22 protein-coding genes and 2 pseudogenes are annotated in these 21609 nt (G+C 42.2%); 17 read left to right on the top strand and 7 right to left on the bottom strand.

Annotated elements, in window-relative coordinates:
- Positions 1-209 precede the first annotated feature (209 nt).
- From MHH68_RS14735 to MHH68_RS14720, 4 genes are all read left to right on the top strand, one after another.
- On the top strand, positions 210-1511 hold the full coding sequence (locus MHH68_RS14735) for a homoserine dehydrogenase (protein WP_058013762.1): 1302 nt from the start codon (positions 210-212) through the stop codon (positions 1509-1511).
- Positions 1511-2572, top strand: coding sequence for a threonine synthase (gene thrC / locus MHH68_RS14730; protein WP_058013763.1), 1062 nt, complete (start codon positions 1511-1513; stop codon positions 2570-2572). The genes MHH68_RS14735 and thrC overlap by 1 nt, the downstream gene beginning before the upstream one ends.
- Positions 2569-3501 carry a homoserine kinase gene (thrB, locus tag MHH68_RS14725; RefSeq protein WP_058013764.1) on the top strand — a complete coding sequence of 311 codons (933 nt, stop codon included), beginning with the start codon at positions 2569-2571 and terminating at the stop codon, positions 3499-3501. The genes thrC and thrB overlap by 4 nt, the downstream gene beginning before the upstream one ends.
- A gap of 103 nt (positions 3502-3604) precedes the next feature.
- A complete protein-coding gene (locus MHH68_RS14720; RefSeq protein WP_339163768.1) occupies positions 3605-5575 on the top strand; it encodes a S9 family peptidase in 1971 nt (656 codons plus the stop codon).
- Between the two features lie 43 nt (positions 5576-5618).
- Here the strand turns inward: MHH68_RS14720 and MHH68_RS14715 are convergent.
- Positions 5619-5918: pseudogene (locus MHH68_RS14715) on the bottom strand (NifU family protein).
- Positions 5919-6039: 121 nt separating this feature from the next.
- Between MHH68_RS14715 and MHH68_RS14710 the strand changes: the two are divergent.
- On the top strand, positions 6040-6369 hold the full coding sequence (locus MHH68_RS14710) for a YuzD family protein (protein WP_058013766.1): 330 nt from the start codon (positions 6040-6042) through the stop codon (positions 6367-6369).
- Between the two features lie 100 nt (positions 6370-6469).
- Positions 6470-6700, top strand: coding sequence for a hypothetical protein (locus tag MHH68_RS14705; protein ID WP_058013767.1), 231 nt, complete (start codon positions 6470-6472; stop codon positions 6698-6700).
- A gap of 50 nt (positions 6701-6750) precedes the next feature.
- Here MHH68_RS14705 and MHH68_RS14700 read toward each other — a convergent pair whose 3' ends face one another.
- Positions 6751-7818, bottom strand: a complete 1068-nt coding sequence (locus MHH68_RS14700) for an NAD(P)/FAD-dependent oxidoreductase (RefSeq protein WP_339163764.1) — start codon at positions 7816-7818, stop codon at positions 6751-6753.
- Between the two features lie 255 nt (positions 7819-8073).
- On the opposite strand from MHH68_RS14700, the gene MHH68_RS14695 reads away from it, so the two are divergent.
- The 3 genes from MHH68_RS14695 (at position 8074) to erpA (ending at position 9871) form a co-directional block, all read left to right on the top strand.
- Positions 8074-8310: a YuzB family protein gene (locus tag MHH68_RS14695; RefSeq protein ID WP_003213414.1), complete on the top strand. Its 237-nt coding sequence runs from the start codon at positions 8074-8076 to the stop codon at positions 8308-8310.
- 270 nt (positions 8311-8580) lie between these two features.
- On the top strand, positions 8581-9435 hold the full coding sequence (gene dapF, locus MHH68_RS14690) for a diaminopimelate epimerase (protein ID WP_339163762.1): 855 nt from the start codon (positions 8581-8583) through the stop codon (positions 9433-9435).
- A gap of 73 nt (positions 9436-9508) precedes the next feature.
- Entirely contained in the window at positions 9509-9871 is a 363-nt protein-coding gene (gene erpA, locus MHH68_RS14685) for an iron-sulfur cluster insertion protein ErpA (RefSeq protein WP_017358921.1), read from the top strand.
- A 124-nt stretch (positions 9872-9995) separates the two neighbouring features.
- Here the strand turns inward: erpA and MHH68_RS14680 are convergent, their stop codons facing one another.
- Positions 9996-10412: a hypothetical protein gene (locus MHH68_RS14680; protein ID WP_339163760.1), complete on the bottom strand. Its 417-nt coding sequence runs from the start codon at positions 10410-10412 to the stop codon at positions 9996-9998.
- 195 nt (positions 10413-10607) lie between these two features.
- On the opposite strand from MHH68_RS14680, the gene MHH68_RS14675 reads away from it, so the two are divergent.
- The gene (locus MHH68_RS14675; protein WP_012011136.1) at positions 10608-10814 is read left to right on the top strand and encodes a hypothetical protein; all 207 of its coding nucleotides are present in this window, start codon (positions 10608-10610) and stop codon (positions 10812-10814) included.
- Positions 10815-10860: 46 nt separating this feature from the next.
- On the opposite strand, the gene yumC is transcribed toward MHH68_RS14675, so the two are convergent.
- Positions 10861-11859, bottom strand: coding sequence for a ferredoxin--NADP reductase 2 (yumC, locus tag MHH68_RS14670; RefSeq protein WP_169055636.1), 999 nt, complete (start codon positions 11857-11859; stop codon positions 10861-10863).
- A gap of 392 nt (positions 11860-12251) precedes the next feature.
- Between yumC and MHH68_RS14665 the strand changes: the two genes are divergently transcribed.
- The 4 genes from MHH68_RS14665 to MHH68_RS14650 all read left to right on the top strand — a co-directional run bounded on the left by MHH68_RS14665 (position 12252) and on the right by MHH68_RS14650 (position 14870).
- Complete coding sequence (locus tag MHH68_RS14665) at positions 12252-13469, top strand: NAD(P)/FAD-dependent oxidoreductase (RefSeq protein WP_161808666.1); 1218 nt, start codon at positions 12252-12254, stop codon at positions 13467-13469.
- A 129-nt stretch (positions 13470-13598) separates the two neighbouring features.
- A complete protein-coding gene (locus tag MHH68_RS14660; RefSeq protein WP_157957789.1) occupies positions 13599-13724 on the top strand; it encodes a YuiA family protein in 126 nt (41 codons plus the stop codon).
- 81 nt (positions 13725-13805) lie between these two features.
- Positions 13806-14126, top strand: coding sequence for a YuiB family protein (locus tag MHH68_RS14655; RefSeq protein WP_003212933.1), 321 nt, complete (start codon positions 13806-13808; stop codon positions 14124-14126).
- Between the two features lie 99 nt (positions 14127-14225).
- On the top strand, positions 14226-14870 hold the full coding sequence (locus tag MHH68_RS14650) for a 3D domain-containing protein (RefSeq protein WP_003212854.1): 645 nt from the start codon (positions 14226-14228) through the stop codon (positions 14868-14870).
- Positions 14871-14913: 43 nt separating this feature from the next.
- Here MHH68_RS14650 and MHH68_RS14645 read toward each other — a convergent pair whose 3' ends face one another.
- Positions 14914-15390, bottom strand: a complete 477-nt coding sequence (locus MHH68_RS14645; RefSeq protein WP_003212726.1) for a divergent PAP2 family protein — start codon at positions 15388-15390, stop codon at positions 14914-14916.
- Between the two features lie 327 nt (positions 15391-15717).
- On the opposite strand from MHH68_RS14645, the gene MHH68_RS14640 reads away from it, so the two are divergent.
- The 3 genes and pseudogenes from MHH68_RS14640 to MHH68_RS14630 all read left to right on the top strand — a co-directional run bounded on the left by MHH68_RS14640 (position 15718) and on the right by MHH68_RS14630 (position 19632).
- Positions 15718-17208 (top strand): leucyl aminopeptidase, encoded by a 1491-nt coding sequence (locus tag MHH68_RS14640; RefSeq protein WP_339163756.1) that lies wholly within the window; start codon positions 15718-15720, stop codon positions 17206-17208.
- 141 nt (positions 17209-17349) lie between these two features.
- A complete protein-coding gene (locus MHH68_RS14635; protein WP_058013775.1) occupies positions 17350-18678 on the top strand; it encodes a Na+/H+ antiporter family protein in 1329 nt (442 codons plus the stop codon).
- A 177-nt stretch (positions 18679-18855) separates the two neighbouring features.
- Positions 18856-19632 (top strand): annotated as a pseudogene (locus tag MHH68_RS14630) (sporulation protein).
- Between the two features lie 75 nt (positions 19633-19707).
- Here MHH68_RS14630 and MHH68_RS14625 read toward each other — a convergent pair.
- On the bottom strand, positions 19708-20304 hold the full coding sequence (locus MHH68_RS14625) for a biotin transporter BioY (protein WP_058013777.1): 597 nt from the start codon (positions 20302-20304) through the stop codon (positions 19708-19710).
- A gap of 115 nt (positions 20305-20419) precedes the next feature.
- Complete coding sequence (gene ald, locus MHH68_RS14620) at positions 20420-21556, bottom strand: alanine dehydrogenase (protein WP_061409499.1); 1137 nt, start codon at positions 21554-21556, stop codon at positions 20420-20422.
- Between the last annotated feature and the right edge of the window lie 53 nt (positions 21557-21609).

Here is a 21609-nt window from a genome sequence, read left to right as displayed (position 1 = left end):
AGTTTCGGGAGTTTTTCCGACAAAAATATTTTGAAAATATAGAATCTTGATATAAATAGCTGTTAAGCGGTTTCATTCTAACAATCTCTTATTTTATTACCTTGTCAAAACGAGGATACCCCTTTATAATGTGTGTACATTGAATGTCTGTGTTAGGTTAACAAATGTCTTTTTAGAGAGGACATTGACGGAGAAAGGTGGAATTTCAGGTGAAGGCAATTCGAGTTGGACTATTAGGATTAGGAACAGTGGGGAGCGGTGTCGTCAAGATTATCCAAGATCATCAGGATAAATTAATGCACCAGATCGGCTGTCCGGTATTAATACAAAAAGTGCTTGTGAGCAATCCCGATAAAAAGAGAGATGTGGATGTGGCAAGAGAGGTCTTCACAACTGAAGTATACGATGTGATTAGAGATCCAGAGGTCGACGTCATTATTGAAGTGATGGGCGGCATTGAAGAGACAAAACAATATTTAATAGATGCTTTAAATGAAAAGAAGCATGTCATTACCGCCAATAAAGATTTAATGGCACTTTACGGAACAGAGCTTTTACATGTGGCGAAAGAAAATGGCTGTGATCTTTATTATGAAGCAAGTGTCGCCGGAGGAATTCCGATTCTGCGTACGCTGGAGGAAGGATTAGCCTCTGACCGAATTACGAAGATGATGGGGATTGTGAACGGCACAACGAATTTTATTTTAACGAAAATGAACGTCGATAAAAGTGCATATGAAGATGTCTTAAAAGAAGCGCAGGATCTAGGCTTTGCAGAAGCAGATCCAACAGCTGATGTAGAAGGACTAGATGCGGCAAGGAAAATGGCGATTCTTGCAAGACTTGGATTTTCCATGAATGTGGAATTAGAGGATGTAAAGGTCAGTGGCATCTCTGACGTTTCTGATGAAGACATTAATTTCAGTAAACGATTCGGCTACACAATGAAGCTAATCGGAATTGCCCAGCGGGACGGAGAAAAAGTAGAAGTCAGTGTCCAGCCAACGTTACTTCCTGATCACCATCCGCTTTCATCGGTCAACAATGAATTCAATGCGGTGTATGTCTATGGAAGTGCTGTGGGAGAAACGATGTTTTATGGACCAGGAGCTGGAAGTTTGCCAACGGCAACCGCTGTGGTATCAGACTTAGTCGCAGTCATGAAAAACATGCGCCTTGGCGTGAACGGAAGCGGATTTATTGCACCGCAGTTTGAGAAAAAGATCAAATCACCATCGGAAGTATTTGCTCAGCAATTTTTAAGAATTCATGTGAGAGATCAAGTCGGGGCATTTTCCCGCATTACATCTATTTTTTCTGAAAGAGGTATCAGCTTTGAAAAGATCCTTCAGCTTCCTGTGAAAGGGCATGATGAGCTGGCTGAAATTGTGATTATTACACACCGGACCTCAGAAGAAGATTTCTCAAATATCCTGCAAAAATTAAACGATCTCGACGTGGTGGTTCAAGTGAAGAGCACGTACCGAGTAGAAGGGAACGGTTTAAGCTGATGAAGTGGAATGGACTTATTGAAGAATTCCAAGAATTCTTACCAGTAAACGAATCAACACCAAAACTAACATTAAATGAAGGGAATACACCGCTAATCCACCTCTCCAAGCTTTCGGAAAAGCTAGGGATTGAGCTTCATGTAAAAACAGAAGGCGTCAACCCAACAGGTTCTTTCAAGGACCGCGGGATGGTCATGGCTGTTGCAAAGGCAAAAGAAGAAGGCAATGATACGGTCATGTGTGCTTCGACAGGGAATACTTCTGCAGCGGCAGCCGCTTATGCAGCCCGTGCTGATATGAAATGTATCGTCATCATTCCAGACGGAAAAATTGCCTTTGGCAAGCTTGCACAGGCGGTGATGTACGGAGCAGAGATCATTGCGATTGACGGTAACTTTGATGATGCACTGAAAATCGTCCGCAGCATCTGTGAAAAATCGCCGATTGCCCTTGTGAACTCTGTCAATCCGTATCGAATTGAAGGACAGAAAACGGCGGCATTTGAAATCTGTGAGCAGCTAGGTTCGGCCCCGGACGTACTGGCGATTCCTGTTGGAAATGCGGGGAATATTACCGCCTACTGGAAAGGCTTCAAGGAATACCATGAGAAAAAAGGAACTGGACTGCCTGTCATGCGCGGCTTTGAAGCAGAGGGCGCAGCTGCGATCGTGAGAAATGAAGTGATTGAGCAGCCAGAAACAGTGGCAACGGCTATCCGTATCGGAAATCCAGCAAGCTGGAAACAAGCTGTGGCAGCGGCAGATGAATCAAACGGAAAGATTGATGAAGTGACAGACGAAGAAATTCTCCATGCATATCAATTGATTGCTCGTGAAGAAGGCGTGTTTGCAGAGCCAGGCTCATGTGCGTCTATCGCAGGTGTGCTAAAGCAGGTGAAATCCGGAGAGATCAAGCCAGGCAGTAAAGTTGTTGCAGTATTAACAGGCAACGGATTGAAAGATCCGAATACGGCCATTGATATTTCACAAATCAAGCCGGTCACACTCGATGCAGATGAAGATCAAATTCTTGAACACTTGGAAAAGGCCGCGCGCGTATGAGTAAAGCCTCCATGCTTTTTTCAATCACAGTACCGGGAAGCACTGCCAATTTAGGACCAGGCTTTGATTCAGTTGGAATGGCGCTCAGCCGTTATTTAAAGCTATCGGTCTATGACCATGATAGCTGGCTGTTTGAAGCAGAATCAGAAGTCGTGTCTGGGATTCCATCTGGCACCGACAACCTCATTTATCAAACAGCCAAAAAGGTCGCAGATCACTTTGGAAAAACACTCCCGCCTGTTTATGTCAAAGTGTGGAGTGATATTCCATTGGCACGGGGGCTGGGAAGCAGTGCTGCTGCAATTGTGGCAGCCATTGAGCTAGCCAATCAGCTTCTTGAATTAAATATGCCGGATGATCAAAAGCTCTTTTTTGCAAGTGAGGTAGAAGGTCATCCAGATAATGCGGGTGCCTCTTTATTCGGAGGTTTACTGATTGGTCTTCATGAAGAAGACAAGACACATGCTGTCAAAGTGCAGCATGTGGATATAGATGTTGTCGTCGTGATTCCTTTTTATGAAGTACTGACAAAGGATGCCCGTGATGTCCTGCCAGAGGATTTTTCCTATAAACATGCCGTCAGTGCGAGTGCTGTGAGCAACGTGCTTGTTGCGGCATTAATGACGCAAAACTGGCCGCTTGTTGGAGAAATGATGAATAAGGATTTATTTCATCAGCCTTACCGCACAATGCTCGTCCCAGAGCTGTCGAAGGTAGAGCATGTCGCTTCGCTAAAAGGGGCGTATGGAACGGCATTAAGCGGTGCTGGTCCGACAATCTTAACCTTAGTTGAAAAAGGGAAGGGAGAAGCGCTGAAAAAGCAGCTTGCCCAAAACTTCCCGCATTGCGAAGTAGATTTGCTGACGGTACCAGTAGAAGGTGTTGTCGTGGAGCATGATCCAGTCAATCAAGTAAAGAACGTGCTGTAAAAAATGCACGTTCTTTTTTTATTCTTGTTTTTATAAAATGAAGCAGGGATTATTATTTAGAGGATCGAACTATTTTTTATGCATAAAAGGAGGAGATACATTCATGAAGAAATTGATGACAGCAGAAGATTTAACGAAAATTGTTTCTGTTTCTCATCCGGTTTATTCACCAGATGGAAAAAAGGCGGTTTTTACAAAGGTCACGGTGAATGACAACAAAGACGATTATAATATCCATTTATGGGTTCGAGATGAAGAGACAGAGGAGCTGTCACAATGGACATTTGAGGATGGAAAGCATCATCAGCCAGTGTGGTCAAAAGACAGCAGGCAGCTTGCGTTTATTTTGCAAAAGCCAAAGGAAGCTCCTCAGCTTGCACTCATTCAGAGCAAGGGAGGCGGTGTGCGCACCTTAACGGCGATTCCTTACGGGGTATCTCATCCTGTCTTTTCACTAGATGGAGCTTTCATTTATGCGGCTGTGTCACTGAAACCATCAGAATCTGTTCATGATGAAAAGAAGGAAGAGCGAGATGAGTTCGCTCCTGCGGTATATGATGATTTAACCTATAAAGCAGATGGTAGAGGCTTTTTAGATGGACGTTTTACGCAGATCATTCAAGTGGATGTTCATTCAGGAGAGGCCAGGGCAGTTACGAGCGGAGAGCATCATCATGTGAATCACACGCTCTCTCCGTGCGGGAAATGGCTTGCCTATATTCAATCAAATCCTCAGAAACCTTACATAAGTGACGTGTACCTCCAATCATTAGAGGACGGTACGACAAAGAAAATGACACAATCTGCTGGCGCTTATTCCGCCGTGTCTTTTGCTCCTAATGGAGAGAGCCTCGTGTATATTGGACATGAGCGTGAATTTCAAAATGCGACCTTCCCAGCATTATGGCTGTATGATCTGAAGGAGCAAAAAGTCATTCAGCTGTCAGAAATGCTCGATATGTATGTGGGCAACTGTATGGCAGGGGATAGCGTTATGGGCGAAGCCAATCAGCTTCCGCAGTGGACAAAGGACAGCCAGGGATTTTATTCGCTTGTTTCTGATCAAGGCAGTACAGGGATTTATTATTTCTCCGTTGAAGGCTTAGCCTATCCTGTTCGTTTAGAGGCAGAACATATCACAAACTTCAGCCTTCATCCGAATGAATCCAAAATGCTGCTGAGCCGGCTGTCACCCGTTTCACCAAGTGAGCTGTATGAGCTGACATTAGGAGAGGCAGATCTAAAGAAAATCACGTTTGAGCATGATGAATTCCTCAAGGAGCATGTCCTATCGGTACCAGAGCCATTTTCGTTTCAGTCAAAAGAAGGCGGCGAGGTGCATGGCTGGTTGATGAAGCCTTCCCAGATGGAAGAGGGGAAGACTTATCCGCTTATTTTAGAAATTCATGGCGGACCGCATGCCATGTATGGTTATACGTATTTTCATGAATTTCAAATGCTCGCTTCTGAAGGCTATGCCATCGTATATATCAATCCTCATGGCAGTCATGGATACGGACAAATGTTTACCGACCGTGTGAGAGGGAGCTATGGTGACGTTGATTATGAGGATGTCATGCAAGCTGTTGATCATGTGCTGAAAGCCTATGATTTCCTTGATGAAACAAGACTTGGAGTGACAGGCGGCAGCTATGGCGGTTTTATGACCAACTGGATTGTCGGACAGACCAGCCGTTTTCGCGCAGCCGTCACACAGCGGTCCATTTCAAACTGGATTAGCTTTTATGGCATCAGTGATATCGGTTATTACTTCACAAGATGGCAGATGGATGGGGATATTTATGATTCAGCCGATAAGCTATGGGATCGTTCGCCGCTAAAGTATGTGAAGCAGGTAAATACGCCACTTCTCATCCTGCATAGCGATGAAGACTATCGCTGCCCAGTCGATCAAGCAGAACAGCTTTTTGTAGCACTGAAGGAGCTTGGGAAAGACACAAGGCTCGTCAAATTCCCGAAAGCATCTCATGATTTATCCAGAAGCGGCCATCCGGGGCAGCGTATTCAAAGACTGACCTTTATAAAGGATTGGTTTAGAGAGAAGTTAAACTAAAAAAAACGACCCAAATTCGGGTCGTTTTCATGTCATATATGAATTAGAAAACCTGTTCAACTTCTACAACGCCAGGCACTTCTTCTAATAATGCGCGCTCAATACCGGCTTTTAATGTAATGGTTGAACTTGGGCAGCTGCCGCATGCACCAAGAAGACGTAATTTCACAATGCCATCTTCAATGTCTACAAGCTCACAGTCTCCACCATCACGTAATAGAAATGGACGAAGTTTGTCCAGTACTTCCTGTACTTGGTCTTTCATTTCGACTTCAGTCATTGGATATAATCGCTCCTTTCACAACATATCACCATTATATTCATCTGGACGATAAAAATCTATTGATTGGTTTCAAAGTTTCCTTCTCATTATAGCACAATCTCATCTTGAAACAAAAAGTGATTTTGACTTTTTTCATACAGAAAATTCAGCTAAAATAAAGAAAGAATAGGGGGCTTGTCAAATGAATCAAACCGTTGATCTTTATGTATATGGAAGAGATGTACTCTGTGCTAGCTGCGTCAATCTGCCTTCTTCAAAAGACACATTTGAGTGGTTAGATGCAGCGTTAAAACGAAAATATCCGAATCAGCCGTTTCGCATCACATATATTGATATTGAGCACCCGCCAGAAAACGAACACCAAAAGGAATTGTCTGAACGAATTCTTGAGGATGAATTCTTTTATCCACTTGTCTTAGTGGAGGATCAAATTGTTGGAGAGGGTAATCCAAAATTAAAAGACATTTATCAAGAAATGGAGAAATACGGTTACACGGAGAGCAGTGAATAAACTGTTCTCTTTTTGAGAAAATAAACAGAACAAACGTTCCTTTCTAGGTTGAAAGAGAACGTTTGTTCGATTATAATAAAATGAAAGGAGCGTGAGCATCATGAATTATTTACTGAAACAATCTCTTCATCAGCAAATACCAATTGAGATGATTTATATGAAGAAGAACGGAGAGTGCACGAAGCGTAAAATTATTGTTCACCGTCAAACAGACCAACTCATCCAAGCGTATTGTTTATCAAAAAAGACGATGAGAACATTTCGTAAAGATTGCATCCTTGCCCTTGCTCCAATCAAATTGACCCGTTCATCGGCACATGCCGTTTCATAGAAAAAAGCTCCCTCGACGAGAAGGAGCTTTGAGATAAAATTCACATGATGTTAGCCATTGTGGTGCTTATACATCCAAAGGAGTCCGGATTTTAGAAGTCTTGGTACACGGCCAACAAGTGGACGATCTGCTACTAAGCCAAAGCCAGCTTTTTTCCCTAAAGATCCTAAGACACCTTTTAGCTTAAACTGAGGATAAGCCTCAGGAAGCGGCTCGTTTTTCCAGCGTTTTTGCAGAGATTGGACAATTTGTTCTGCCTGCGCCTCGGCAAGCTGTGCACTTGGAGCATGCGGAAGACTTGCGCAATCACCCACGACATAGACGTGCTCATCTCCAGGGAGATTGTGATGAGGTGTTAATATGACGCGGCCTTGTACGTCCTTTTCAACATCCATCTCTCGTATCACTTTGCTTGGCTGAATGCCTGCTGTCCATACGATGACCTCTGCTTCAATGGCATCATCATGGTTATAAACAATACCTTCTTCAACCTTCGTAATATTCGCACAGTTAATGATCTTTACATCATTTTCTTCAAACCACTTTTGCACATATAAACTTAATCTTTTTGGGAAGCTTGATAAAATCAACTCTCCGCGGTCGAAAAGAATAATGTTTAAATCAGCACGGCTTTCTCTTAATTCACTGGCTAGCTCTACCCCGCTAAGTCCAGCACCGACGATGCCAACCGTTGCACCTGCACTCAAATTGTTTAATTTGTTATACGTGTGTCTTGACTGATCAATGGTTTGAATGCTGTATGTATGTTCTTTCGCACCAGGGACATTATGATACTTGTCCTCACAGCCGAGCCCAATCACCGTGTCGTCATAAGGAATGGGTTCACGGTCGCTGAATAAGATCTGTTTGTTTTCAATATCAATTTTTTCTACTTCCCCATATTGAATATCCAGCTTCGGATGCTCTGGAAATGATACTCGAATGTGATGATCAGAGATCGTTCCAGCAGCGAGTGCATAATATTCTGTTTTTAAACAGTGGTAAGGATTTCGATCAATTAATGTGATGGTAACATCATCAGGTAATTGATTTGGCAATAAGCGGTGGAGAACCCGCATATTCCCGTAACCTCCGCCGATCAAGACTAAATTTTTCATGACGATTCTCCTTTTCCCCGTAGACATTGAAAAACACTTATACTAAAAAACTTTAAGTTAAAATACCAAATAAAATTATATCGAATTTACTGTGAAACCACAATAATTGTTTCAAAATAACCTACATATTCATTAGTTAGTCCTAAATAGTAAAACATTTTACGAGGAATAGGCGTAACGATACAGGTGAAGCTCATGTTTTGACTAATAGAAGGAATTTCGGTAGGATGGTAAAGCAATGTGAGGTGAAGCAAAGTGTTCCCACTGATCGAATTTTGTGTAAGTAATCTTGCGCAAGGGTCTCAAGAAGCAAAAGAGAAGCTTGATAAAGACCCAAACCTAGACGTTATGGAATACGGCTGTTTAAGCTATTGCGGCAAATGTATGGACTCCCCATTTGCACTCGTGAATGGAGAATTTGTTTCCGGAGAAAATGCAGAGCAGCTAGTCGAGCGTATTTATGCTTTTATAGAGGAAAATGAGATGTTTTAAATGCACCACATGGGTCATGAGGTGCATTTTTTTCATATTTTTAGTTTCCATTTTCAAGGAGAATCAATAGAAAGCGCATCCAATATGTTATGCTAATAAAATATCATCAAAATGAAGCATCACACGAGAGAAAATGAGGCATATGCATAATAAAAGCCCCTTGCCATGGCAGCAAAGAGCTTTTATGTATGAAAAACGGGGGATGATAAGATTGTCTCCTGAACCGACTCCTTTTATACTATAAAGAAACAACATTTTTGGAGGAAGCTCATGACATCATTTCAATTCACGAAAATGCACGGGTTAGGAAATAATTATATATACGTCAATCAGATGAAGGAACAGCTTCCAGAAGAGCAGCTATCAGAGATCGCGATCCGGGTTTCTTCTGTTTACACAGGAATCGGTTCAGACGGAATGATTCTTATTTGCCCATCAGATGTTGCACCTGTGAAAATGCGCATTTTTAACAATGATGGTTCAGAGGGGAAAAACTGCGGTAACGGTCTGCGCTGCGTGGCTAAATATGTGTATGAGCATCAAATCGTAACAGACACAACCTTCCAGATTGAGACATTGTCAGGACTCGTTGAAGCGACCGTTCATGTGCAGAATGGTACCGTACATTTAGTGACAGTAGATATGGGAAAGCCTCGTTTTGAAAAAGAAGAGATGCCGATGCTTGGCGAACCAGCAAGCACAACGATTAATGAACCGATTGATTTTGGCACGATGACCTTAAATGGAACGGCTGTTTCAATGGGAAATCCGCACATCGTTTTTTATCTGGAGGACATCGAAAAGGCACCGCTAGATACAATTGGGCCAATCATCGAAAAACACGACATGTTCCCAGAAGGCGTCAATGTAGAATTTGTAGAAGTGGTGAGTGAAACAGAGCTGCATTTTCGTGTGTGGGAAAGAGGATCTGGCATTACTCAAGCCTGCGGAACGGGAGCTTGCGCCGCGGCCGTATCCACGATTGTGAATGGACAGGCGAAAAGAGAAACAGACATGACGGTTCACTTAGCTGGCGGAGATCTCATCATTCGCTGGAAAGACAATGAGCATGTGCTTATGACAGGACCTGCTGAAACGATTTGTGACGGCACATTTTATCTGTAAACCATTTATTTGAGAAAAGGCACCATCACGTTTATAATTGAAAAGAAACATCCAGTCAAAAGGAGGGATGATCATGAGTACACCAGTAACCATTACAGAAGCTGCTGCACTGCAGATTAAAGATATGATGAAAGAACATGAAGAAGAAAATGCGTTCCTACGAGTGGGCGTAAAAGGCGGCGGCTGCAGCGGTCTTTCATACGGAATGGGCTTTGACCATGAAGTTTCAGAGAAAGACACGCAGTTCGAACAGCAAGGCATAAAGGTCCTTGTCGACTCCGAAAGCCTTGATATCATGAACGGCACCATCATTGACTTCAAACAATCACTAATGGGCGGCGGTTTCACGATTGACAATCCGAACGCGATTGCGTCATGCGGATGCGGTTCTTCGTTCAGAACAGCGACGAATACCGGTACACCGGAAGAGTGTTAACAACTGATCGTGAATTAAGATAAGCCTTCTTGTTCGTTTGTTTTTGTAAACAACACGATCGAGGAGGCTTTTTTGATGAAGAAAACCAACCATAAAAAAAGAGACACTCATTCAGTGTCTCTTTCTATATTGCTTCTTCTATTTTCAACAGCTCTTTATCCAAGACATCCACCAGCTCTTGGGTGCTAAACATATAGATGACCACTTCTTTATTGTCATCTTCCACATGGACTTCAATCACCATTTTAATCTTTGCTGGTTTTTCGTGGTACACCACTTCAAATGTACCCATTTTTTCCGTTTCATTGTTTTTATTCATTTTTTGAACTTTGGAGAGTATCTGTTTGATTTCTTGATCACTCAATCCAGAATCTAAAATTGAAGTGGACACACGATTTAAAAATGGTTCTAGTTGATCAACATCAATATTCAATCCTGCTGCGAACTGAGCATAATGTTTATTATAGTCTTTTGCAAACAGTTCAACTGAGCCACCAATCATCAGTAATAAGCCCAAACTGATTATGAAACGTTTTAACATCTTTCCACCTATCCTTCATTAAGATCTTCTTCTTTTCCTATATCGGTTGATCAGATGAAACCTTCATTCTCACTTCAACCATTTATAAATCGCTCAATTTTGTTACAGCTTGCTCTCACAACTGGCTATTTCCACCCGAAAAGAGTATCATGAGAACCAAACATAAACTGTAGGTAGAAAAGAGGTTGCTGAGGTTTGAGTGAACAAATCAATTGCAGGAACTGTCATGAACTGATTCCGTATCGGTCCAAAACGTGTCCAGCTTGCGGGATTGAGAAGCCGCTTCCGAAAAAGGAACGTGTGAAGGATCGGGTAATTTTGGTTGTGGCAGGGATTGTTGTGGTGCTGCTTGCTGCAATGGTACTTGGAATGGCGAATGCCTATATTGGGGTTTTTAAATAAACGAAAAAGGAGTTCCGCTAGTGGGAACTCCTTTTTTTGATCTCGCTTATTTGTTTTCAAATAAGCTTGTGGAATGAAGAGGCTGTACACGGGCTTTCGGGTCCATGTAGGCTTTCGCATTGTTGACAGCCGTTGGTGCTTCACCAAAACCGCTGGCAATCAATTTGACTTTTCCTTCATACGTACAGATATCTCCTGCCGCATAGAAGCCTTCAATGTTTGTTTCCATTGTGGATTTCACAACGATCGAGTTCTTTTCGATTTCAAGCCCCCATTGCTTAATTGGTCCGAGGGAGGAAACAAAACCGAAGTTGACGATCACATCGTCCACATCAAGTACTTGTTTTTTGTCGCCTTTGACTTCTTCCAGCACAATCTGTTCAATGCGATCTTCACCAACGAGCTCCGTTGGGACAAATGGCGTCACGACATTGACTTTCGAGTTGTGCAGGTTTTCTACACTGTGCTCATGTGCGCGGAATTTATCGCGGCGGTGAATAATGGATACTTCTTTTGCGATTGGTTCAAGCATCAGTGCCCAGTCCACCGCAGAGTCTCCGCCGCCAAGAACGGCCACACGTCTGCCAGCAAATTGGTTCAAATCATTAATGAAGTAATGCAGGTTGCTACCTTCAAATGATTCTGCTGCACTTAGCTCAAGCTTTCTCGGTTGGAATGCCCCATTACCAGCTGTGATGATGATCGTTTTAGAATAATGAATCTCTTGATTTGTCACAAGTTTAAAGATCCCATCTGCCTGTTTTTCAACCGTTTCAACTGCTTGCTCTAAGCAAATGGTTTGATCAAATTTATCCATTTGTTCCTTTAAGTTATCAACTAATTCTTGTGCGCGGATTTTTGGAAAACCAGCCACATCATAAATATATTTTTCAGGGTAAAGAGCGGATAATTGACCGCCGAGCTGAGGAAGGCTCTCAATAATTTTCACACTTGCCTGTCTCATGCCGCCGTAAAAAGCAGTAAACAATCCTACTGGGCCGCCCCCGATAACGGTAATGTCATATACCTTAGAATCTTCTTGCATTCCTTTAATCCTCCCAAATGAAAATTGTTATCACTATATCATATCATACCACACATCGTCGTTTGACTTGTTTTGAAAAACTTGTCGTTTTTTGATGCCGAAGCTTTGAAAAAGAGGAAAAAGTGAGAAAGACCGTTTATCATAAGGATTTTCAGTTTAAAGCCTTGAAAATTGGATCAGAACTCGCTATTATTGTTAAGGGAACTAAATATTAATTTTTTATGAATTTTTGTCGGATACGGTCAAATGCTTTCGTTTTATGTAGGTGAAAGTTCAGATTTTCACATACTTATTTTTTTGTTTAAATTTCATAAAATGCCGGAAAGCGGTTGAGAATAACGATATGTAATTCTTTTATCCGTTTTACAGCAAATTTAAAAAAGGTGGATGTGATTCCAGTGAATAAACCGAAAATCGTTGTATTAGGTGCAGGTTATGGCGGATTAATGACTGTAACAAGATTAACAAAACAGCTTGGCACAAATGATGCGGACATTACTCTTGTGAACAAGCATAATTATCATTACGAAACAACATGGTTACATGAAGCAAGTGCAGGTACTCTTCATCATGACCGTTGTCGTTATCAAATCAAAGATGTGATTAACAGTTCCCGTGTCAACTTTGTACAAGCAACAGTTGAAAGCATTAATAAGGAAGAGAAGAAAGTTGTGACATCAGATGGCGAACTTTCTTATGACTACCTTGTTGTTGCGCTTGGTGCTGTTCCTGAAACATTTGGTATTGCAGGACTGAAAGAATATGCATTCTCAATCTCTAACATCAACTCTGCTCGTCAGCTTCGTGAGCACATTGAGCTTCAATTTGCGACATATAATACGGAAGCTGAAAAACGTCCAGAGCGCTTGACAATCGTTGTCGGCGGTGCGGGCTTCACAGGTATTGAGTTCCTTGGTGAGCTTGGAAACCGTGTACCTGAGCTTTGCAAAGAGTATGATATTGATCAAAAAGACGTGCGCATTATCTGTGTAGAAGCTGCACCAACAGCTCTTCCAGGATTCGATCCTGAATTGATCGACTATGCAATGAACTACCTTCAAGGAAAAGGCGTTGAGTTCAAAATTGGTACAGCGATCAAAGAATGTACGCCTGAAGGCATCATTGTTGGAAAAGACGATGATACCGAAGAAATCAAAGCTGAAACTGTTGTTTGGGCTGCTGGTGTACGCGGTAACCCAATCGTAGAAGAAGCTGGATTTGAAAACATGCGCGGCCGCGTAAAAGTATCTCCAGATCTTCGTGTACCAGAAAATGATGATGTATTCATCATCGGTGACTGTTCATTGATCATCAATGAAGAAATCAACCGTCCATACCCACCAACTGCACAAATTGCGATGCAGCAAGGTGAAACAGTAGCGAAAAACCTTGCAGCACTAGTGAAAGGTGGTTCTCTTGAAAGCTTTAAGCCAGACATCAAAGGAACAGTTGCTTCTCTTGGTGAACATGACGCTGTAGGTGTTGCGTTTGGTAAAAAACTTCAAGGAACAAAAGCTTCAGCAATGAAGAAAATCATCGACAACCGTTCTTTATTCATGGTTGGCGGACCAGGACTTGTTCTGAAAAAAGGAAAATTCAAGTTCTTCTAAACCGATATAGACAAAAACGTGTATCCTCGTGATACACGTTTTTTTTTGGCATATTTTCTTACTTGGTCATTGGCAGTAAAGTATGGTATGATGAATTATCAGAAAATTTAGATTAAGGGAGTGAACAATATGAATGCACATACAAAAGAAAAAAAGTCTACTTGTCAATATTGTTCGGGGAAAGGATATTTTCAGTTATTGCTCGGCGGATCTGAAACATGTGAGGAATGTAAAGGGACAGGAAAGAAGCTTTAATTCATCTGCTTTTTCCATTGATTGACTTCATCTCTATTTCCAAGTTAAACTAATGATGGGATATTTGGGGGTGGAGATGAAGTGATCAGTTTACCAGTCGTTATTATTTCCGTTATTTTATTTTTCGTGTTATTCTTCGGCATTGGCTTTTTGCTCAATATGCTGCTGAGAATGTCATGGATTATGGCTATTTTATATCCAATTGTATGCCTTTTCATTATCAATAATCAAAAGATGATCGCTTATGTCAGAGAACCGGGCATCGCTTTTTCAGGAATAGGGGACCGCATAGTCTCTCTCGCTGCGGCTGATATCATAATCTTGTTAAGTGGTCTGATTGGTGCAATTGCATCAGGTTTTGTCATTAATGCACTTCGAAAAAGAGGATATCAAATGTTTTAACTCACTTGTGGATAGGCAAGTGAGTTTTTTTGTTTCTCCTTTGCATAGTTTCCATTTCGTTTGGAAACAAATAGATGGGTAGAGGAGTGACAAATAAAGATGAAAACATGGATGAAACGATTGTTCATGACAGCCCTTTTTATGCTTGCTCTTTTGACAAGCTTTACGGGCATATCTGGCGTTGAACCAAGTGATGTAGCTGCCTGGGTGAAAGAGACTGATCCTGGCAAGCAAGTATCTTCTTTTTTCCAACAGCAAAAAAGAGAAACGATGGCACTCAAAAGCGATGACTTGCGGGCTATTTCTCTCGAAGAAGCGTTTAATTGGAACGATTACCCGAAGCAAAAGGTTGTTGCCACAGGCTATACAGCAGGTGTTGAATCAACAGGTAAAACGAAGGAACACCATGCATATGGCATTACATATTCAGGCGTCAAAGTGAAACGTGATTTATATTCAACTGTGGCTGCTGACCCATCAGTCTTTCCAATTGGAACGGTGCTCTTTATCCCAAACTACGGCTACGGAGTGGTCGCAGATACGGGAAAAGCTATTAAAGGTCATAAGCTGGATTTATACTATGAAACGGTAGATGATGTGTATAGAGAATGGGGTAAAAAAGTACTCGATGTGTATATCATCAAAAAGGGAGAAGGAACGTTAACGGAAAAAGACTTAAACCAGCTGAATGAAGCAAAATCCATGCAAGTATTCCGTCAGCAGTTTCAAGCCAATAAAGAATAAAAAAAGCTTTGGACAAGTTTTAGGTCCAAAGCTTTTTTCGCTTCTACATGAAGTAATAATCTAAGATGAGTGTCAGTAAGATCCCTGTTAAGCCGCCAAAGAAGACTTCAATCGGCTTATGACCAAGAAGCTCTTTCAATTTTTTTTGCTTTTCTTTTTCTTCCGCACTCGGGAAATTCTTTGCTTCAGAAACAAATCGGTTAAAATCTGTTACCAGTTTGTTCAGTACAGTCGCCTGTTCTCCTGCCTGTCTGCGTACACCTGTTGCATCGAACATGGTAATAATCGCAAAGATGGCGGAAATCGCAAAGATCGATGTATTTAGCCCGTGCTCTAAAGCCACTGCTGTTGAGAGTGCTGTTACGGCTGCGGAGTGTGAACTTGGCATTCCGCCTGTGCTTGTAATGAGCGACCAATCTAGTCGTCTAGAAATGATAAATTGAATCGGTACTTTTACAAATTGAGCAAAAAAGATGGCTGCAAGGCTGGCAAGCAGCGGAAAATTCGTCAGTACGCTCATGAACAAGAAACATCCTCTCTGTAAGAAAAAATATCGTGCAAAATGATGGACTGTGTACCCTAGTATGATGAAAAAATGATAGCAGATTCAAAAAGCTGCCAAGTCCATGTTCAATTATAACATTAAAGAAAGTAGATGTGGAACGAGGAGAGTGCAGGGGGGCTGTACAAGTTTTCATCGCTTTTTCATGATGCCCTTCCGCGTGTGAAAATATAAATGTTCATCAAGAAAAGACAGATTGGCAATGATCGTATAGACTCGCAAATTTTGATATAATAGAAGTTCCAATGTGAAAAATGGAGTTCATTGAAGGAGCGTGTGATAAATATGTTTTTCTCGACAAATGAATGGCAACATAAAGATACACTGGCGATTGGACTTTTTCAAAAGAGCCAATTATCAGGAAAAGCAAAAGAAATGGATGAATTACTTGAAGGACGAATCACTGAATTATTAAAAGAAGGCGATATCTCATCTAAACGAAATCAACTTTCGAAGTTTTTCCCGTCCCCTGAAACAGGCATCAAACGCGTTTATTTTGTCGGGCTTGGGAAGGAATCAGATTACACGTTTGAAGAGGCAAAAGAAGCGTTTGCCCATTTATTTAAAAAGCTTCATCAAGATAAAAAGCAAGCGGTTTCTGTCTTACTGGATACGTTTATTGGAAAGGATCTGCCTGCCCAAGATGCAGCCCATGCCCTTTCTGAAAACTGCCTTTTAGCTACATATGAATTACAAGATTTTAAACATAAAACAAATGAACCGGATCGCTTCATCGAGTTTGTTTATGCAACGACGGATCATGATACAGCAGAAATTCAGGCAAGTCTGAAAGTGGGCGAAGTCTACGGACAGTCCGTCAATTCAGCCCGTACCCTTGTGAATATGCCGCCGAATATGCTCACATCCTCTGATCTGGCTTCGTACGCGGCAGAGCTTGCGTATAAATACGAATTTGAGATTGAAATTTTAGATAAAGAACAAATGGAAGAGCTCGGGATGGGCGGGATTCTAGCTGTCAATAGAGGCTCAACAGAACCACCAAAGCTCATCGTTCTGAAATATCAAGGCAAGGAAGACTGGACGGACGTGATTGGGCTTGTCGGTAAAGGCATCACGTATGATACTGGTGGCTATTCATTAAAGCCAAGAGCCGGTATGGTTGGAATGAAAACTGATATGGGCGGCTCAGCCTCTGTTTTAGGTGCCATGGAAATCATCGGTGAACTGCGCCCAGAAAAAAATGTCATTGCTGTCATTGCCTCAACCGATAATATGATCTCGGCTGATGCTATGAAACCGGATGACGTCATTGTGTCGCTTAGCGGTAAAACAATCGAAGTACTGAATACGGATGCAGAGGGGCGTCTTGTTTTAGCAGATGGGGTGACATATGCGAAGCAGCACGGTGCCTCTGTTCTTATAGACGTGGCGACATTAACAGGCGGAGTCATTGTGGCACTTGGAAATGAGACAACAGGCGTCATGACAAATAACGATGAACTGTATGCCCAGTTTAAAGAGGCATCAGAAGAATGCGGTGAAATGATTTGGCAGCTGCCAATCACCGAAAAAGATAAAAAGCGCGTACGAAACAGCAAAATGGCGGATCTCAATAACTCACCAGGACGTGATGGACATGCGATCATGGCAGGTGCATTCATTGGTGAATTCGCTGAGGATACGCCTTGGGTTCACTTGGATATTGCAGGAACAGCTACAACAGAAAAGCCTTCATGCTTTGGGCCAACAGGAGCGACAGGTGTGATGGTGCGGTCATTGGCCACATTTGTGGAACGATTTGAAGGAAAGAAATAAAGGATGAGGCTCTGCCAACTGGCAGGGCCTTTTTTATGTAGGCCATACGCCATTTGACGAAGAAAATTTTCTATGGTAACATACGTTGGTACTTTAATTATCTACTACATTAGTAAACTAAAGGATTTCGGAGGTTTCATCATGAATGCAGTTGTGATAGCGGTTCTTTTAATGTTGATATTAAGCTTGCTGCGGGTCAATGTGGTCATTGCCCTCGCACTTGGTGCTTTAGCTGGCGGACTTGCAGGTGGATTAGGCCTTGGAGGAACAGTTGAAGCCTTTACTGATGGGCTCGGAGGAAATGCGACAGTGGCAATTAGTTATGCGCTTTTAGGGGCATTTGCTGCGGCGCTGACGAAAACAGGCCTTCCAGATGCCATGGTTGAAGGAGCAGTGAAACTTTTAGGAAAAGAAGGCGACTCAAGAAGAAAAACATTATCAAAAGTACTGATCATTCTTGTGATTTTGATCGTATCTTGTTTTTCACAAAACGTCGTTCCGGTTCACATTGCCTTTATTCCAGTCTTAATTCCGCCATTATTAAAAGTGTTTAACGAGCTTCAAATTGACCGCAGACTGCTAGCGTGTGTCATGACCTTCGGACTCACTGCACCATATATTTTACTTCCAGTCGGTTTTGGACAGATTTTCCACGGAATGCTTCGTGATAACATGAAAGAGGCAGGATTAACTGTACAATTATCAGATGTTCCACTAGCCATGCTTATTCCTGTAGGGGGCATGGTACTCGGGCTGCTTGTTTCACTTTTCGTGTATCGGAAACCAAGGGTATATGAGGATCGAGATATCACGGACGTAGAAAAATCAGCTTATACGAAAAAGAGCTTATTGCTTGCAGTGCTGGCTATCCTTGTCTCACTTATTGTCCAGCTTTATTTATCTCAAAGCCTTGGTGTGGAAGGAATGATCTTCGGTGCACTGGCAGGTCTTCTTGTTCTGTTTGCCACAGGCATGATGAAACGAGATGAAGCGGATGCGCTGATTACTTCCGGTATGAATATGATGGCATTTATCGGCTTTGTCATGCTTGTAGCGGCTGGATTTGCCAACGTATTAACGAAAACAGGAGATATTGAACAACTAGTGAAAGCATCTTCTCAGTTCATTGGAAACAATCAAAGCGTTGCGGCCATTTTAATGCTATTAGTTGGTTTACTTGTGACAATGGGGATCGGTTCATCCTTTGCGACGATTCCAATCATTACAACCATTTTTGTTCCGTTATGTATGCACTTAGGATTTAGCCCACTAGCCACCATTGCTATTATTGGTTCAGCTGCGGCTGTTGGCGATGCAGGTTCACCTGCAAGTGACAGTACGCTTGGACCGACATCTGGATTGAATATGGATGGACAGCATCACCACATTTGGGGTACTTGTGTTCCAACCTTCGTATTTTATAATGTTCCGCTTGTCCTCTTCGGCTGGCTTGCGGCAATTATTCTTTAACATGAAAGCTTGTAGAGAAAACGTTGTTTTTTCTATAAGCTTTTTTTGTGATGTTTTATCCATTTGTTCACTTTCTGAAGGTGAAAAATAATTAGGTCTAAAGTATGAATTAAATGAATCTTTCTTTCTCTTTCTTACGTATATATGCTGATAAAAATGAAAAGGGGAAGATGAGAGATGTCATTTTTTAAAAAGCTAGCGGCAAGTGCTGGGATTGGTGCAGCGAAAGTAGATACCATTTTGGAGAAAAACGCCTATTATCCATGACAAGAAGTAAGGGGAACCGTCCATGTAAAGGGCGGGAAAATCTCTCAGGACATCCGCTATATCAATGTCAAGATTCAAACACAGTATGTGATTGTGAAAGATGATGAAGAGCATAGAAAATATGTGAATATCTTTACTTTACGGGTGACGGATTCTTTTATCATCCAGCCTGGAGAAAAGCATGAATTTCCGTTTTCATTTATTCTTCCTATCGATACCCCGATGACGATCGGAAAAGTAGAAATTGCAGTAATGACAGACCTTGATATCCAAGGAGGAATCGATAAATCTGACTATGACCGCATTTTCGTTGAAGCACATCCTTGGGTGAGAAATGTACTGGAGGCCACTAGAAATCTTGGCTTCCACCTGACCGAAGCGGACTGTGAACAAGCACCTTACTTTCAGCGTCGTCTGCCATTTGTTCAAGAATTTGAGTTTATTCCGACATCAGACGACTATCGTTATATGCTTGATGAGTTAGAGCTGATTTTTCTGATAGATGAAGGCGGGTTAGACATTGTTTTCGAAGTCGACCGCAGAGCAAGAGGACTCAGAGGGTGGCTTGAGGAGATGTATCATGATGGAGAACAGCTTGTGCGCTACCGCTTCAGTCCATCAGATCTTGAAGATGTAGAAGTGCTTGAAGGGATGCTAGAAGGAATCATCGACCAATACGCGGAATAATACGGAATAATGATGAAAAAAGAGCCTGAATGAAGACAGGCTCTTTTCTATGCGACTTGTAGATGATGTCTGCAATTATGATGCGGCTTGTTGTTTTCGAAAGGACGTGGCTTTTGAAACAGAGCGATAAATTTTAGGGGCCAGCATTGCAAGCAATATCGTCAATGCGTAGTCTTTCACCATAAACCAGATCATAAAGAACCACGTGGTTTGATAGGAAATAGGTGCATTCAGCCACACATTTAATGCGAGGTACGTATAAGTCGTTCCGATCATATACATGACGGTCGTACCTGCAATAGCTGCAAGCAAAAAGCGGCCAAAGCCAGGATTTTTTCTTTTTTCTAAAATGAATCCAGCTAGCCAGGCAGCAGGAATATACGATAAGACAAAACCACCGCTTTTGCCTAAAATCACTCCAAAGCCTGCTGAGAACTGTGCGAATACAGGTGCGCCAGCAATTCCAACCAAGGCATATACAATCATCGCTAATGCACCAAGCCGTCTACCAAGCAAAAGACCAGCAAGTACACAAAAAAAAGGCTGCATCGTAAGTGGAATTCCGCCGACCTGCAAAAACGGCACAATGGATGTGATATTGGCTCCAATCGCCATGAGTGCAGCAAACATTCCGACTAGCACAAAATCAGCGGTTCTTGTTTTCTGTTGCATGATGTTTCCCCCTGTCTTATCTGTACAAATAGATTAAGGGGATGAAGGTTGTTTGTCAACCTGTTTTTAATATTGGTTAACAATAAAACCCACCCATCAAAAGGGCGGGTCTGTATTAAGCTTCTGTCATAGAAGACGCATCGATCGCTTGATGAACTGGTACATAATCATAGCCGAGATCACGAGCGACGGCTTCATATGTGATATGTCCGTTCATGACATTGACACCTTCTGCGATGGCTTTGTTTTCTTGAATGGCTTTTGCAGCGCCTTTATTAGCAATTTGTAGTGCGTAGGGAACGGTGACATTTGTTAAAGCAACAGTCGATGTCCGTGGAACGGCTCCAGGCATATTGGCGACAGCATAATGTAAAATACCGTGTTTTTCATAAGTAGGTTGATCATGTGTTGTGATATGATCAATTGTTTCGACAATGCCGCCTTGGTCAATGGCTACGTCTACGATGACGGAACCGGGCTTCATTTGCTTCACCATTTCTTCCGTCACAAGCGTCGGTGCTTTGGCACCTGGGATCAATACCGCACAAATGAGAAGGTCAGCCTCACTGACTGAATCGGCGATGTTGACAGGGTTAGACATTAACGTTTTCATTTGATGACCAAATTGATCGTCCAGCTGACGTAAGCGTTCTGCGTTTACGTCAATCAGAGTGACATCTGCGCCAAGTCCAATCGCCATTTTCGCTGCGTTTGTTCCAACAACACCGCCGCCTATAATGGTGACCTTCCCTCTTGATACCCCTGGTACGCCTGCGAGTAAGATGCCTTTACCGCCTTTTGGTTTTTCTAAAAATTGTGCACCGATTTGAGCGGCCATTCTGCCTGCCACTTCAGACATAGGTGTTAAGAGAGGGAGTGATTTTCCGTCCGTTACTGTTTCATAAGCAATAGCTGTGACGCCTTTTTGTTTTAAAGCTTCAGCCAAGGAGGGCTCTGCCGCAAGATGCAGGTACGTAAATAAGATGAGTCCTTCTCTGAAAAATGAATATTCCTCAGGTAATGGTTCTTTTACCTTCATGATCATATCAGAAGATGCCCACACATCTTTCGCTTGATCAAGAATTTCTGCACCAACAGATACATAATCGTCATCAGTGAATCCGCTTCCAAAACCAGCGTTTGTTTCAATCAAAATCTGATGTCCAGCTGAAAGTAATTGAGAAGCTGCTCCTGGTGTTAATGCCACTCGGTTTTCATTGTTCTTAATCTCTTTCGGAATGCCGATGATCATGTTTATTCCTCCCATGCTTATCTATTCATATTGTATGTCTAGTGTATCCTGAA

Origin of the sequence: Bacillus sp. FSL K6-2841, from assembly GCF_037976435.1 — a bacterium.
In the GTDB taxonomy this organism is placed as follows: Bacteria; Bacillota; Bacilli; order Bacillales; family Bacillaceae; genus Bacillus; species Bacillus pumilus.
Note: the sequence above shows the minus strand (reverse complement) of the source record. Positions and strands in the feature narration are given on the sequence as shown.